This is a genomic window from Dickeya parazeae Ech586 (assembly GCF_000025065.1).
GTDB lineage: Bacteria > Pseudomonadota > Gammaproteobacteria > Enterobacterales > Enterobacteriaceae > Dickeya > Dickeya zeae.
In genome coordinates this window covers 2,245,992-2,259,994 of the sequence record NC_013592.1, presented here as the reverse complement: position 1 = coordinate 2,259,994, position 14,003 = coordinate 2,245,992, and the positions used below count along the sequence as shown (strand labels likewise).

The following is a 14,003-nucleotide window of genomic DNA, read 5'->3' as shown; positions in this document are numbered from 1 at the left end:
AAGAACAACCCGCCACCTCATATCATTCAATGTTTTTAATCATTTCGTTCATTTTTTCTTCCTGTTTGTTTTTATTTAATCCGATAGACTCGATTCTCAATTCCCTGACAGAAAAAGGGAAAAACACCTGTAGTCGTTCGTTTGTTACGCCGTCGCCGTCATTTAATTGATAAGGTTATTGCCTGTCGGCGCGGCTTTTATCCCCCCAGTCAAGGAGACCACGATGCAATACACTGGGAAGTACTTGAAGAAAACCGCACTACTATTGACCATGATGGCGGGCATCAGCAGCTGGCAAGCGCAGGCTGCCGTTGCACCCGATACCCGTTCACTGGATGAAATTTATCAGAGCGCGCTCAAGGAAGGCGGGACGGTCACCGTTTATGCCGGTGGCGATGTCCAGTCACAGCAAACAGGCTTTAAACAGGCGTTTGAAAACCGTTTTCCTGGCATCAAACTGAATGTCATCGTTGACTACAGCAAATATCACGACGCGCGTATCGACAACCAACTGGCGACCAATACCCTGATTCCGGATGTGGTGCAGTTACAGACGGTGCAGGATTTCCCTCGCTGGAAAAAACAGGGGGTTTTGCTGAATTACAAACCCGTAGGCTGGGACAAAGTCTACCCGGAATTTCGTGACGCAGACGGTGCCTGGATTGGTGCGTACGTCATCGCGTTTAGTAACCTGGTCAACACCCAGTTGCTGGATGAGAAATCCTGGCCACGAGAAGCAAACGACTATCTGCGCCCTGATTTAAAAGGCAACCTGATACTGGCCTATCCAAACGACGATGATGCGGTGCTGTTTTGGTACAAACAAATAGTGGATAAATACGGCTGGGTGTTTGTAGAAAAACTCCAGGAGCAAGACCCGGTTTATGCCCGAGGAACTAACGTACCCGGCGCTCAAATAGCCACGGGTAAATACAGCGCTACCCCAAGCAGTTCTGGCGCACTGGTTCCAGCGGCAGGTTCAGTAACGCGATTTGTACTGCCGAAATCAGACCCCTTTGTCTCCTGGGCACAGCGTGCTGCCATCTTCAAACAGGCCAAACATCCTGAAAGTGCCAAGTTGTATCTGAGCTGGCTGCTGGACCCACAAACACAAACACAGGTTGCGCGTATGTGGTCAGTACGCACCGACGTGGCTCCGCCTGCGGGTTATAAGCACATCTGGGAATACAGCAACACCCGTCCACAGGCATTTGCTGATTTCATGTCTGATCGCGGCGCCGTTGAACGCTTCCGTGCCCAAATGAGTCTGTATGTCGGAGAAGCCAAAGGCGATCCCACTCCCGGCTGGCTGGGCCTGCATCCGGATGCACCACTGGCAAACTAACCATTTATATATCTAGAGGGATCCGCGAGGATCCCTTTTATAGTTAACCGCCCCAATCAGAGCGGTTAATGATTAGCAGGAATGGCAAAGTCAGGCGTAGCGAGAGAAAGAAAGATCGTCGTACTCAATGGCTGGCGTTTTGCCGGAGATAATATCGGCGAGCAACTGACCGGAGCCACACCCCATTGTCCACCCCAGCGTGCCATGTCCGGTGTTCAGATACAGGTTTTGCAAGGGGGAACGCCCCACCAATGGCGTGCCGTCTGGCGTCATCGGTCTCAGCCCGGTCCAGAATGTTGCCTGTTCTACCGGCCCACAGTTTGGGTACAGATCACGTACCACCATTTCCAGCGTAGCCCGGCGTTTCTGGTTCAACGAGAGATCAAACCCGGCGATCTCCGCCATACCGCCGACGCGAATGCGCTGATCAAAACGCGTAATTGCGATCTTATAGGTTTCATCCAGTACGGTAGATACCGGTGCGCCTTCTTCGTTAGAGAGCGGGATCGTCAGCGAATAGCCCTTGAGTGGATAGACAGGGATATCGAACCATTTATCCAATAAACCGCGGGAATAGGAACCGCATGCCATCACATAAGCATCTGCGGTAATTTTTTCACCGCTGCAATACACCGCGCTGACCCGTTGCCCTTCCACATCAAGATGCTGTATCGGGCTATTGAAACGGAAAGTGACACCCGCTGCTGCCGCCATCGTCGCCAGTTGCCGGGTAAACAGCTGGCAATCGCCGGTTTCATCATGCGGCAATCGCAATCCCCCGGTCAGCTTGTGGCGTACGCCCGCCAGCGCCGGTTCGACAGAAGCCAGTTGGCTCGCCTCCAGCAATTCATACGGAACACCGGCTTCCTTGAGCACCGCGATATCACGGTAAGCATTTTCATACTGTTGTGGGGTTCTGAACAGTTGTAACGTCCCACCCTGTCGCCCTTCATAGGCAATGCCGGTTGCGGCACGCAGTGCCTGCAGGCAATCACGGCTGTATTCGGCCAGCCGGACCATACGAGCTTTATTAACCCGGTAGTGTGCGCTGTCGCAATTTAGCAGCATCTGCCACATCCAGCGCAGCTGCGTGGCGGTGAAATCCGGGCGAATCGCTAACGGGGCATGCTGCTGAAAGAGCCATTTGACGGCCTTAAGTGGAATACCCGGTGCCGCCCAAGGGGCGGAATAACCGGGAGAAATCTGTCCCGCGTTAGCCGCGCTGGTTTCAAGAGCCGGCTCAGCCTGACGATCAATAACCGTGACATCATGCCCCGATTGCGCCAGATACCAGGCGGTACTGACGCCGATAACACCACTCCCTAAAATTACCACCTTCATTATTGCTATTCTCCCTGCTTCCTCCGCCAATCCGGCGAAATATGCTGCGTAACAGTTTAAACACCAAAATAAAAACCTACTTTAACATGCGGGTATTAATTGTCATCTGTTGCAGATATAGCTTTTATTTATTATGAGAGAGTGAACACAACAACGTAGGATAACCCACAGCGGTGTGTCGCTATCAGGCGTAGCGCTGACGGCGCGTCATCCGGCTTTCTATCTAAAGATTTCATCCAAGCTACCGATTTCACATCACTTTTCTCAGAATAAGCTACGATTAAGTATGCCGACGCAATGAAGTGGCGGCAGTTATAGTGAGGGGTGCGCTGATGGCTATATCGACTGATGAGCGGGTAACAAGCCCACAACGTCTGAATGACGGACCTGACTGGACATTCGATTTGCTGCAGGTCTATCTGGATGAAATTGACCGGGTAGCCAAACTGTATCGTCTGGATACCTATCCCCACCAAATCGAGGTGATCACGTCTGAGCAAATGATGGACGCCTATTCCAGTATCGGGATGCCCATCAACTATGCTCACTGGTCATTCGGCAAGAAATTTATCGAAACCGAGCAGCGTTATAAGCACGGCCAGCAAGGGTTGGCCTACGAAATCGTCATCAACTCCAATCCGTGCATCGCGTATCTGATGGAAGAAAATACCATGCCGATGCAGGCATTGGTGATGGCGCATGCGTGTTACGGTCATAACTCATTCTTCAAAGGTAACTACCTGTTTCGTAGCTGGACCGACGCCAGTTCGATCATCGATTACCTGCTGTTCGCCCGCCAATACATTGCCCAATGTGAAGAGCGCCATGGTGTCGATGAAGTGGAGAAACTGCTCGACTCCTGCCATGCACTCATGAATTACGGTGTGGACCGCTATAAACGGCCGCAGAAAATCTCGCTGGAAGAAGAAAAGCTGCGCCAGAAAAGCCGTGAGGCCTACCTGCAAAGTCAGGTCAACGAACTGTGGCGCACACTGCCGCGTCGTGAACAGGAAACCTCGCCGGAAAAAGCCCGTCGTTTCCCCCATGAGCCGCAAGAGAACTTGCTCTACTTCATGGAGAAAAATGCCCCGTTGCTAGAGCCGTGGCAGCGTGAAATTTTGCGTATCGTGCGCAAGATAAGCCAGTATTTTTACCCGCAAAAACAAACTCAGGTGATGAATGAAGGCTGGGCGACCTTCTGGCATTACAGCATCCTCAATCATCTTTATGACGAGGGTAAACTGTCCGACCGTTTTATGTTGGAATTTCTTCACAGTCATACCAACGTGGTCTATCAACCGCCGTACAACAGCCCGTATTACAGCGGTATCAATCCATACGCGCTTGGTTTTGCGATGTTTCAGGACATCAAGCGCATTTGCCAGAGCCCGACGGAAGAAGACCATTATTGGTTCCCGGACATCGCCGGTAAAGACTGGCTGACAACATTGCATTTCGCGATGCAAAACTTCAAAGACGAGAGCTTTATCAGCCAATTCCTCTCACCGAAAGTGATGCGGGATTTCCGGCTGTTTACCGTACTGGATGACGATCACAACAATTATCTGGAGATTGCCGCGATCCATGATGAGAAAGGTTACCGGAAAATCCGCCAGGAGCTGTCTTCCCAGTACAACCTGAGCAACATCGAACCCAATATTCAGGTCTGGAACGTAGATTTACGCGGCAATCGTTCACTGACTCTGCGCTATGTGCCACAAAACCGCGCACCGCTGGATAAAAGCAGCCATGAAGTGATAAAACATGTTCATCGTCTATGGGGATTTGACGTCACACTGGAGCAGATGAACGAGGATGGCAGCATTGAACTGATCGACCGTTGCCCGCCGCGCAACCCGGCCTTATGACCAATGGCGCTCCCATAAAAAATGGGTAGCCTTGACGCTACCCGTTTTTATTGTCTGACAATTTAGTGGCAGAAGCGACTATCGGCGACCTTCCGCCAAATCACGCGGGATGGCATTTTGCATGCTATGCCACAACGCACCGCTCTCTTTACCGTACTGACGAATCGCATCAGGCACCTGCTCATACAACCCATCACGACCCAACGACTCCAGACGGCGATAAAACGCCAGTGCTGTTTTGCGAGCTTCAGGATTAGAGAAGTAATAACGCCCGACCCGAATGTACAACCCTTTCAACCCGTTAATGATCAGACCATAAATCGGGTTGCCGGAGGCAAAAGCCAGCCCGCGGAACACGTTGTAATCCAGCTCGGAATACGCATCTGCGGTATCCTGAACAGACTCAGCCAGCTTAAGGATTTCGACCGATTTTGCCGGATGCAAACGGATTGCAGTGCGGATGAAAATCCCGGCGATATTAGTACGCACCGCCAGCAAGTTATCGATCAACTGGGGAACGCTGTCATGATCGAGTCGAGCCAACGTTTCCAGAATATTTAATCCGGATGTTTCCCAAAAATTATTGATTTTGGTCGGTTTGCCGTGCTGGATTGTGAGCCATCCATCACGGGACAGGCGCTGCAGCACCTCGCGTAACGTCGTACGCGTCACCCCGATCAACTCGGACAACTCCCGCTCAGCGGGCAAAATAGACCCAGGAGGGAAACGATTATTCCATATACTTTCAATAATATATTCTTCCGCGAATCCCGCCGGACTTTGCGCCTTTATAACCATAAGTTTATATTCCGTAGCGATGTTTACCAGTGAAAGTCAACATCATCATACCAAACGAACCCTACATCACATAGCATAGCAGGACCTGAAAATCTCAATTCGACATAAAAACTGTGACTAAAGACAATTACCCGTAAACAAACGCGAATATCCCCCACGCCTTACGATAAATTTCTCTAAACACCTATCAAATAGTTAAATTTAATTAACGTTAAAAGAGGAAAATCGATACGACAAACGCAATCTGCCACCGTATTTCCCCTGAAATTCCTGACACCACGTCAGATAGCGACGTGTCGCGATGCCATTATTCTCATTTTGCCCACCTTGCCGTTTCCGCCAGACGCCCATTTGTCGCCGTGGCTTTGTGCACGGTGGTTATTTTCCCTGGGCATAAGCCCTGAATGCTACCTGCCGCGGTCCGATGGCGTATCCGCGTCGGCAGACTATTTTCACTGGCATGACCAGTCTAAATCAAGTATGGCATGCCATCCTTGGTAATATTGAAGTTTTGTTATTACGGATTTTCATGATAACGACAACCTATTCCAACAAACGGTTATTATCGCCACTCTCATCCTGAGAGACGGTATCCGTGAAGCACCATCAGTTACATGGCACGCACGCACGCGGCCGCAGCACCATTATTCAATACGGTTATGATTGATCAATACCGTCATGCTCTGGGATAAATCGTGTATAGTAAGGGGCGGATTTTGTCATGAAACTGGCGATCCCTCACAGAAAGCGTTAAAAACAGCAGGGTATTTGTTGGCACAGCAGAATCTTCGCTCAGGCGCTGACGCACATTCCATGCGGTACAGGGCAACCCCACCACCGCGAGAAACGTCAGCTCACCCGAACCAAAGATTCAATGAGGGCGGTGAGCACGGTTATCACTGCTCATATTATCGTTTTTAGCATGGAATATTTTTTATGTTGCGATTTTTAAACCGTTGCTCCCGCGGCCGGGGCGCCTGGCTTCTGATGGCGTTTACGGCACTGGCTTTTGAACTGGTCGCTCTTTATTTCCAGTACGTACTGATGCTAAAACCTTGCGTACTGTGCATTTATCAGCGAACTGCGCTCTATGGTGTCATGGCCGCCGGACTGGTGGGTGCCATCGCGCCGGGTACCGCGCTGCGTTATCCAGCTCTCGGGTTATGGATTTACAGTGCCTGGGAAGGTCTGGCATTGGCCATCAAACACACCAATATTCAGTTGCATCCCTCGCCTTTCGTTACCTGTGACTTTTTTGTCAGCTTCCCATCCTGGTTACCACTGGACAAATGGCTGCCGGCTATCTTCACCGCAACCGGTGATTGTGCCGAACGTCAGTGGAACTTCCTGAATCTGGAAATGCCACAGTGGATGATCGTGATTTTCGGTGCCTACCTGCTGGTGGCGGTGCTGGTACTGATTGCCCAACCATTTCGCCCCAAACGCCGTGACCTGTTCGGCCGTTAAGCATTTCGGTAAATAAGTCAGTGAACCACTAACACGCCGGGCCAGATAAACTCTGGCCCGGCGTGTTTTAGACGATACGTTAACTGCATTTCCTAACTAATACTGTTGACTGCATCATGCCGATATCACCGTCAGGCTACCCACCTTTATCTGGCCCACTCTGGTTTGTTTAAAATATGGTCCTGCCAGTCCACCACATCGCTTTCACGCACCGCGATATAACGTACCGAGATTCGCTGCTGGTGCATCGCCGATTTGGAGCCCGCCAGCAGCGGATGCCAGGGTTGTAGCCCTTTCCCCTCATGGATCAAACGGTAGGCGCAGGTTTCCGGTAACCAGTCAAATGACAACAAATTCTCTCGCGTCAGCTTGATGCAATCCGGCTCATACTCAAATCGACGCGCGTAATTACGGCACTGACAACTTTTAATATTCAGTTGGTTACACGCGACATTGGTGAAATAGAGCTCTTCCGTATCTTCATCGATCAGCTTATGCAGGCAGCAGCGACCGCAACCATCACAGAGTGCCTCCCACTCGTCGTTCGACATTTGTTCCAGTGTTTTGGTTTCCCAAAAGGGTTGTTGAGTCATAACTGCAATTCCGATGATAAACAGGAGGTCTGTTGGGTATTGTAAAGGCGGACGATGAGGGATACCACCCGCAGCAACACCGCGGGTGGCGTTGAATCAAATGACGTGGGTAGTCAGGATGCGATCATTAAGCGTAATGGTCAATGCATCACCCACCTGTAACGGCCCCACACCCTGAGGGGTGCCGGTCAGGATAATGTCGCCGGCGCGCAGGGTGAAAAAGCGGCTCATATAGGCTATCAGCGGCAGGATCGGCGTAATCATGTCGCTGGTATTTCCTTGCTGGCGCACCTCACCATTGATGTTGATGCCCAGTTCCGCCTGCTGCGGATCGCCAAATTCAGCCACAGGAATGAAACCAGATACCGGACAAGAACCATCAAATCCCTTCGCTTTTTCCCACGGCTGCCCGGCTTTTTTGAAGCCAGCTTGTAAATCACGCAGCGTCAGATCCAATGCCACACCATAGCCCGCGATGGCTCTGGCGACACGTTCTTCGTTTGCCTGTTTGAGCGGCGTGCCGATCAGTACGGCCAGCTCAACCTCATGATGTACCGACCCCAGGTCTTTCGGAATAGCCACTGGCTGGCGCAAATCGCACAGCGCGGTTTCAGGCTTGATAAAAATAACCGGTTCCGCCGGTTTGGCGCTACCCATTTCACGGATATGTTCGGAATAGTTACTACCGACACACACCACTTTGTTGACAGGAAAATCCAGTAATGCGCCCTGCCAGTCTCTGTGTTGATACATGAACCCTCTCCTGACTTTTCTGTTAGTGGATGCGCCAGCCCACCACAGTGAGCGGGACATAGCTTGCTCATCATACCGGCATCGCCATCCAAAAAGTAAGCACAATTGATGAACAATAGTGTCTGAAATGTATCAGAAATTTTGCGCTACCTTTATGCAAGCGCCACCAATACACTGACGAAGAAAGGAATCCTCAGGGGCGGCAGAAAATAAAGTTATTTATAATACACCTGTATATAAATCAGTATCCGGGAAATAGCATCAGCAAAATTAAAGCATTTCCTGGTTTATTTCTGACACCCCTGTATTAAAAAACAGCGGCGAATTCCTCCGGCTGCCCGAACATTATATGGAAAATAATTCGGACATTATTTTTTCTCGCTTGCCTGCAACTCATCCAATAGATTTTCCGGCGGCGGAGGCAGTTGCAGATAAAAGCCCTGTTCCTTAAGCATCTGTTTTACCTTATCTATATCTGCTGAGGCCAGTTTTTTACTACCATCAAGCGGTAATATCATCACCAGATGTGGCAGACCAAAACTTTTCATCAGCTCTGCCGGAACTCGGGAAAAATCGTCTTTTTTTTCGACGTAGAGATATGTTTGTTCGCGTTTAGAACTTCTATAGATCACACAATACATGTTTTTTACTCTGAACCAGGAAAATGGTGTCTTGCCTGTATTTTCATGTGACTATAACATGCTTGGAGCGCTCTGGAATATCATGCCTTAAATGCTACTCTGGGGATTTAAAGATGCTGAAACTGAGTCAGGACAGATGTCACAAACGCCAATTGAGTTGAAAGGCAGCAACTTTACCTTATCTGTTGTTCATCTGCATGATGCACAGCCCGACATTATTCACCAGGCATTGCAGGAAAAAATTGAGCAGGCACCGGCGTTTCTCAAAAACGCACCGGTTGTTGTCAATGTATCGACACTGCCCGTTGATGCAGACTGGAGCAAACTTCAGCAGGCGATTACCGACGCCGGTTTGAAGGTTGTAGGGGTAAGTGGATGCGATGATGAGCAACTCAGGCTCGTCATCGCCAGAGCGGGACTCCCGCTATTACGTGAAGGTAAATCACGTGAAGGCAAGGAACGCCGGACGACTCAACCTCCGGCACCGGTTGCTCCGCCCGTAAAAACACGAGTGATCAACACGCCCGTCCGTTCCGGACAGCAAATTTATGCTCGCGACTGTGATCTTATCGTCACCAGCCATGTTAGTGCCGGTGCCGAGGTCATTGCCGACGGCAATATCCATATTTACGGCATGATGCGCGGCCGTGCGCTGGCAGGTGTTTCTGGCGATGTCAGCAGCCAGATCTTCTGTACCCAGTTGGCCGCGGAACTGGTGTCTATCGCCGGGCGTTACTGGCTTAGCGACCAGATACCGGAAAGTTATTTCGGGAAGGCGGCACGCCTGAAACTCAATCCGCCTGACCATGTTTTGACTATACAACCTCTAGACTAGGCCCTTGAAAGGAATTATTTATGGCACGCATCATTGTTGTTACTTCAGGTAAAGGGGGCGTTGGCAAGACCACTTCAAGCGCGGCCATTGCTACCGGTTTAGCCCAAAAAGGTAAGAAGACGGTTGTCATCGACTTTGACATCGGTCTGCGTAACCTCGACCTGATCATGGGATGTGAGCGCCGGGTCGTGTATGACTTTGTGAATGTCATCCAAAACGACGCGACCCTGAATCAGGCGTTGATCAAAGATAAGCGTACCGAAAATCTGTACATATTACCGGCTTCGCAGACCCGGGATAAAGAGGCCCTGACCCGCGAAGGCGTAGATAAGGTTCTCAACGATCTGGCTGACATGGAGTTCGATTTTATTATCTGTGACTCCCCTGCCGGCATTGAAACCGGTGCCCTGATGGCGTTGTATTTCGCCGATGAGGCTATCATTACCACCAACCCGGAAGTCTCGTCAGTGCGTGACTCCGACCGCATTCTGGGGATTTTGTCGTCCAAATCGCGCCGTGCAGAACAAGGGCAGGACCCTATCAAGGAACATCTGCTGCTAACCCGTTACAACCCAGGTCGTGTCAGCCGCGGCGATATGCTGAGCATGGAAGATGTGCTGGAAATTCTTCGCATTCCGTTGATAGGCGTCATTCCGGAAGACCAGTCCGTATTGCGAGCGTCCAACCAGGGTGAGCCGGTTATTCTGGATAAAGAAGCCGATGCAGGCAAAGCCTATGCAGATACCGTGGATCGCCTGTTGGGCGAAGATAGACCGTATCGGTTTATTGAGGAAGAGAAGAAAGGCTTCCTGAAACGACTCTTTGGGGGATAAATCATGGCGTTACTCGATTTCTTTTTGTCCCGCAAAAAAACGACAGCCAATATCGCCAAGGAACGGCTACAGATTATTGTCGCGGAGCGACGCCGTGGGGACAGTGAGCCGCATTATCTGCCGCAGCTCAAACGAGACATTCTGGAGGTCATCTGCAAATACGTGCAGATAGACCCGGAAATGGTCACGGTGCAGTTGGAACAAAAAGGCGACGATATTTCCGTACTGGAACTGAACGTTACGTTGCCAGAAGCCGACGAGCCTGCACCACCTACGCCGACCGCCGAGAAATAATCACCGTTTCGCTGCTTCGTTCAGGTAATGGTTTTTGCCACCGCCCCTGCAAATCAAGGGCGGTGGTTTTTCGTCGTGACAGATTGCCGGGCTTAATAATCGGCAAGAATGGTCTGCAACCCATCCCCAAACAGACGGCCGCGCCAGCCAGTCACCATTTCCGGCGCGTTCTCCCGCGATACCAGTTTCCAGTGCCAATTCAGCAAACGGTTAATCTGCCGCCGGGATGCCAGCAACTCTGCTGATAAACCACTTTGCTCGGCGCACTGCTGCACCAGCGCCTTGATATCACGGAATGCTTTCTTGTAGCCGGGGTAATCGATCAGGTTAACCACGGCAGGCGGATAATCCGCCTCGCTCAGCGACGCGGTTTCTGCCACCAGCGACAACAGCGTCTTGCCGTGATAACGAATCTCCGGCCCGCTCAAACCTAATGAGTCCAGTTCACCGAGTGAACCGGGAAGGCAACGGGCTACCTGCCACAGGTTCTCCTCACGGACAATAAAATTAACCGCGCTATCACGCTCCCGTGCTTTACGCAGACGCCACGCCGCCAATTTTTGCAGACAAGCCAGATGACGCCCCCGCAGTTGCCAGGCATTACCGATTTCCCGATACGCCATCTCCGGTGCCAGTACATCCTGACGACGCTGGCATAGCAACTGGCACTCATCCAGCGCCGCCTCCATCCAGCCAGCTAACCGGGTCTCTTCCACCAGTACTCTGGCTACCGGTAACAGATAAAACACATCAGCGGCCGCGTACTGGCACTGTTTCTCGCTCAGCGGACGCGCCAGCCAGTCGGTGCGGGACTCGCTTTTATCCAGCACAATCTGGCGGTAATCCGCCACCAGCGCGGCAAAGCCATAAGACAGTGGCTTACCCCGAAATGCCGCCAGAATTTGGGTATCGATAAAGGGCGACGGCAGGCAACCGAACGCATTCAAAAACACTTCTAAATCTTCACTACCGGCATGCAGGTATTTAGTCACCTGCGGGTTCTGCAACAGCGCCCGGAACGGTTCCCAGTTGCTGATTGCCAGCGGGTCTATCAACGACAGGTTATCGCCGTCATACAACTGGATCAGCCCCAATTGCGGATAGTAGGTACGGGTACGGACAAACTCGGTATCCAGCGCGACTTCGGACACCGCGCACGCCAACGCGCACACCGCTGATAATCCTTCATCGGTAGTAATCAACTGATAATTCAAAACGGTATTCTCTTGGTTGTACCCCGGTGCGAAAAGCCGCACTCAGGGCATAAAACACATTCATGACGAACCACCAACACGATGCGGTTCTGCCGGTCCGTCAGGGCAGGCAAGGGCCTGGCGAAAGGTGATGTTGTCCTGTGGTGCTCAGCAGGCAGGCTTCACCATACCCGTCATGACCGCCACAGGCAACCATCAGGCGGCTGACTGCTCATTACGCAGCTCACGCCGGAGAATTTTCCCCACGTTGGATTTTGGCAACTCGCTTCGGAACTCAAACAATCGCGGCACTTTATACCCCGTGAGGTTACGGCGGCAATGGCTCACTAATTCCTCCACCGTCAGTGAAGGATCACGGCATACCACGAAGACTTTTACCGCTTCCCCTGACGTTTCACTGGACACGCCAACGGCAGCGGCTTCGGAGACCTTGGGATGGCGAACCACGACTTCTTCTATCTCGTTGGGATAAACATTAAAACCGGATACCAAAATCATATCTTTCTTGCGATCAACGATTTTCAGAAAGCCTTGCTCGTTTGACGTGACAATGTCACCGGTTGCCAGCCACCCCTCTTTGAGCACCTCGTGCGTGGCGGCCGGTTGCTGCCAGTAACCCGACATTACCTGTGGGCCTCGCACCCACAGCTCGCCGGGCTCACCGGGTGCTACGTCCTGTCCGTCATCATTGATGATTCGCACATCGGTGGACGGTACCGGTAAACCGATACTGCCGCTGTAGTGCTGTAAATCGTAAGGGTTACCTGCCACCAGCGGGGCGCTTTCCGTCAGCCCATAGCCTTCCAGCAGGTGGATACCGGTCAGTTTTTCCCAACGTTCCGCTACCACCTGTTGTACCGATGCCCCGCCGCCCACCGACAAGCGCAGCGTGGAGAAATCCAGCCGACCAAACGCCTCGTTATTCAACAGCGCATTAAACAGCGTATTCACCCCGGTAATAGCGGTAAATGGATAATGCGCCAATTCTTTAATCATGCCGGGGATATCACGCGGATTGGTGATCAGCAGGTTTTTGCCGCCAAGTTCAACAAACAGCAGGCAATTCACCGTCAATGCGAAGATGTGATAGAGCGGCAACGCCGTTACCACCAGTTCTTGTCCTTGATGGAGTACCGGGCCATACGCCGCTTTGGCCTGCATCAGGTTAGCCTGCATATTTCGATGAGTCAGCATGGCACCTTTGGCAACACCGGTTGTGCCACCCGTGTATTGCAGAAAAGCCAGATCCTGGTTATTAACCTCCGGCCGCACATAGGGCATCTTTTTGCCCTGCTGCAAAACATGGCGAAACGAAATGGCATCCGGCAGATGGTACTTGGGTACCAGTCGCTTGATGTACTTAACGACAAAGTTAACCAGCGTACCTTTTGCTGGTGCCAACTGATCGCCCATCCGGGTCAGAATCACATGTTTCACCGGGGTGTTATACACCACCTTTTCCAGCGTATGGGCAAAATTGGAAACGATAACAATCGCGCAGGCACCACAATCTTTGAGCTGGTGCTCCAGTTCACGCGGCGTATATAGCGGATTGACGTTAACCACCACCAGCCCGGCGCGCAACACGCCAAACAGCGCGATCGGGTACTGCAGCAGGTTAGGCATCATCAGCGCAACGCGTTCACCTTTTTTCAACTTCAATTGATGTTGCAGATAAGCGGCGAATGCACGACTGCGCTCCTCCAACCGACGGAACGTCATGACCTCGCCCATATTGATAAACGCGGGCTGGTCGGCATAACGCGCTACCGCTTGTTCAAACAGTTCGATCAGCGAAGCATAACGATCCGGGTCAATTTCCGCAGGGACATCCGCCGGATAACGCGCTAACCAGATTTTTTCCAAAACGTCACTCCCGAGATATTTTTTAAGTGGCATAATCAATCCCAACCCGAGTGATCTGTAACAACATTTTAACTCATATTAACAACTGTGAAATTCACAATGCTCAGGTTGAGAAGACGATCACTTAATTTCAACGTATTGCTATTACTGCAAAA

14 protein-coding genes are annotated in these 14,003 nt (G+C 51.3%); 7 read left to right on the top strand and 7 right to left on the bottom strand.

The window, feature by feature from the left end:
• The first annotated feature begins 223 nt into the window (after nt 1-223).
• The gene (locus tag DD586_RS09890) at nt 224-1,345 is read left to right on the top strand and encodes an ABC transporter substrate-binding protein (protein ID WP_012884670.1); all 1,122 of its coding nucleotides are present in this window, start codon (nt 224-226) and stop codon (nt 1,343-1,345) included.
• A gap of 90 nt (nt 1,346-1,435) precedes the next feature.
• On the opposite strand, the gene DD586_RS09885 is transcribed toward DD586_RS09890, so the two are convergent.
• Nucleotides 1,436-2,686, bottom strand: coding sequence for a D-amino acid dehydrogenase (locus tag DD586_RS09885; protein ID WP_012884669.1), 1,251 nt, complete (start codon nt 2,684-2,686; stop codon nt 1,436-1,438).
• 332 nt (nt 2,687-3,018) lie between these two features.
• On the opposite strand from DD586_RS09885, the gene DD586_RS09880 reads away from it, so the two are divergent.
• Entirely contained in the window at nt 3,019-4,554 is a 1,536-nt protein-coding gene (locus DD586_RS09880; protein ID WP_012884668.1) for a SpoVR family protein, read from the top strand.
• 78 nt (nt 4,555-4,632) lie between these two features.
• Here DD586_RS09880 and fadR read toward each other — a convergent pair whose 3' ends face one another.
• The gene (gene fadR / locus DD586_RS09875; RefSeq protein WP_012884667.1) at nt 4,633-5,352 is read right to left on the bottom strand and encodes a fatty acid metabolism transcriptional regulator FadR; all 720 of its coding nucleotides are present in this window, start codon (nt 5,350-5,352) and stop codon (nt 4,633-4,635) included.
• Between the two features lie 424 nt (nt 5,353-5,776).
• Between fadR and DD586_RS22475 the strand changes: the two genes are divergently transcribed.
• Nucleotides 5,777-5,935, top strand: coding sequence for a hypothetical protein (locus tag DD586_RS22475; protein ID WP_157668898.1), 159 nt, complete (start codon nt 5,777-5,779; stop codon nt 5,933-5,935).
• A gap of 353 nt (nt 5,936-6,288) precedes the next feature.
• Nucleotides 6,289-6,819 carry a disulfide bond formation protein DsbB gene (gene dsbB / locus DD586_RS09870; RefSeq protein WP_012884666.1) on the top strand — a complete coding sequence of 177 codons (531 nt, stop codon included), beginning with the start codon at nt 6,289-6,291 and terminating at the stop codon, nt 6,817-6,819.
• A 146-nt stretch (nt 6,820-6,965) separates the two neighbouring features.
• Here the strand turns inward: dsbB and DD586_RS09865 are convergent, their stop codons facing one another.
• The 3 genes from DD586_RS09865 to DD586_RS09855 form a co-directional block, all read right to left on the bottom strand.
• Nucleotides 6,966-7,412 carry a YcgN family cysteine cluster protein gene (locus DD586_RS09865; RefSeq protein ID WP_012884665.1) on the bottom strand — a complete coding sequence of 149 codons (447 nt, stop codon included), beginning with the start codon at nt 7,410-7,412 and terminating at the stop codon, nt 6,966-6,968.
• 96 nt (nt 7,413-7,508) lie between these two features.
• Complete coding sequence (locus tag DD586_RS09860; protein WP_012884664.1) at nt 7,509-8,165, bottom strand: fumarylacetoacetate hydrolase family protein; 657 nt, start codon at nt 8,163-8,165, stop codon at nt 7,509-7,511.
• A gap of 368 nt (nt 8,166-8,533) precedes the next feature.
• On the bottom strand, nt 8,534-8,806 hold the full coding sequence (locus DD586_RS09855) for a YcgL domain-containing protein (RefSeq protein ID WP_012884663.1): 273 nt from the start codon (nt 8,804-8,806) through the stop codon (nt 8,534-8,536).
• 136 nt (nt 8,807-8,942) lie between these two features.
• Between DD586_RS09855 and minC the strand changes: the two genes are divergently transcribed.
• From minC to minE, 3 genes are read left to right on the top strand one after another with little or no spacing between them, the layout of a single operon-like run.
• A complete protein-coding gene (minC, locus tag DD586_RS09850; protein ID WP_012884662.1) occupies nt 8,943-9,641 on the top strand; it encodes a septum site-determining protein MinC in 699 nt (232 codons plus the stop codon).
• Nucleotides 9,642-9,661: 20 nt separating this feature from the next.
• On the top strand, nt 9,662-10,474 hold the full coding sequence (minD, locus tag DD586_RS09845; RefSeq protein WP_012884661.1) for a septum site-determining protein MinD: 813 nt from the start codon (nt 9,662-9,664) through the stop codon (nt 10,472-10,474).
• A 3-nt stretch (nt 10,475-10,477) separates the two neighbouring features.
• A complete protein-coding gene (gene minE, locus DD586_RS09840) occupies nt 10,478-10,768 on the top strand; it encodes a cell division topological specificity factor MinE (RefSeq protein WP_012884660.1) in 291 nt (96 codons plus the stop codon).
• Between the two features lie 92 nt (nt 10,769-10,860).
• On the opposite strand, the gene rnd is transcribed toward minE, so the two are convergent.
• Both rnd and fadD read right to left on the bottom strand, forming a co-directional pair.
• Entirely contained in the window at nt 10,861-11,982 is a 1,122-nt protein-coding gene (rnd, locus tag DD586_RS09835) for a ribonuclease D (protein WP_012884659.1), read from the bottom strand.
• Between the two features lie 195 nt (nt 11,983-12,177).
• Nucleotides 12,178-13,848: a long-chain-fatty-acid--CoA ligase FadD gene (gene fadD, locus DD586_RS09830; RefSeq protein WP_041164404.1), complete on the bottom strand. Its 1,671-nt coding sequence runs from the start codon at nt 13,846-13,848 to the stop codon at nt 12,178-12,180.
• Nucleotides 13,849-14,003: the final 155 nt, after the last annotated feature.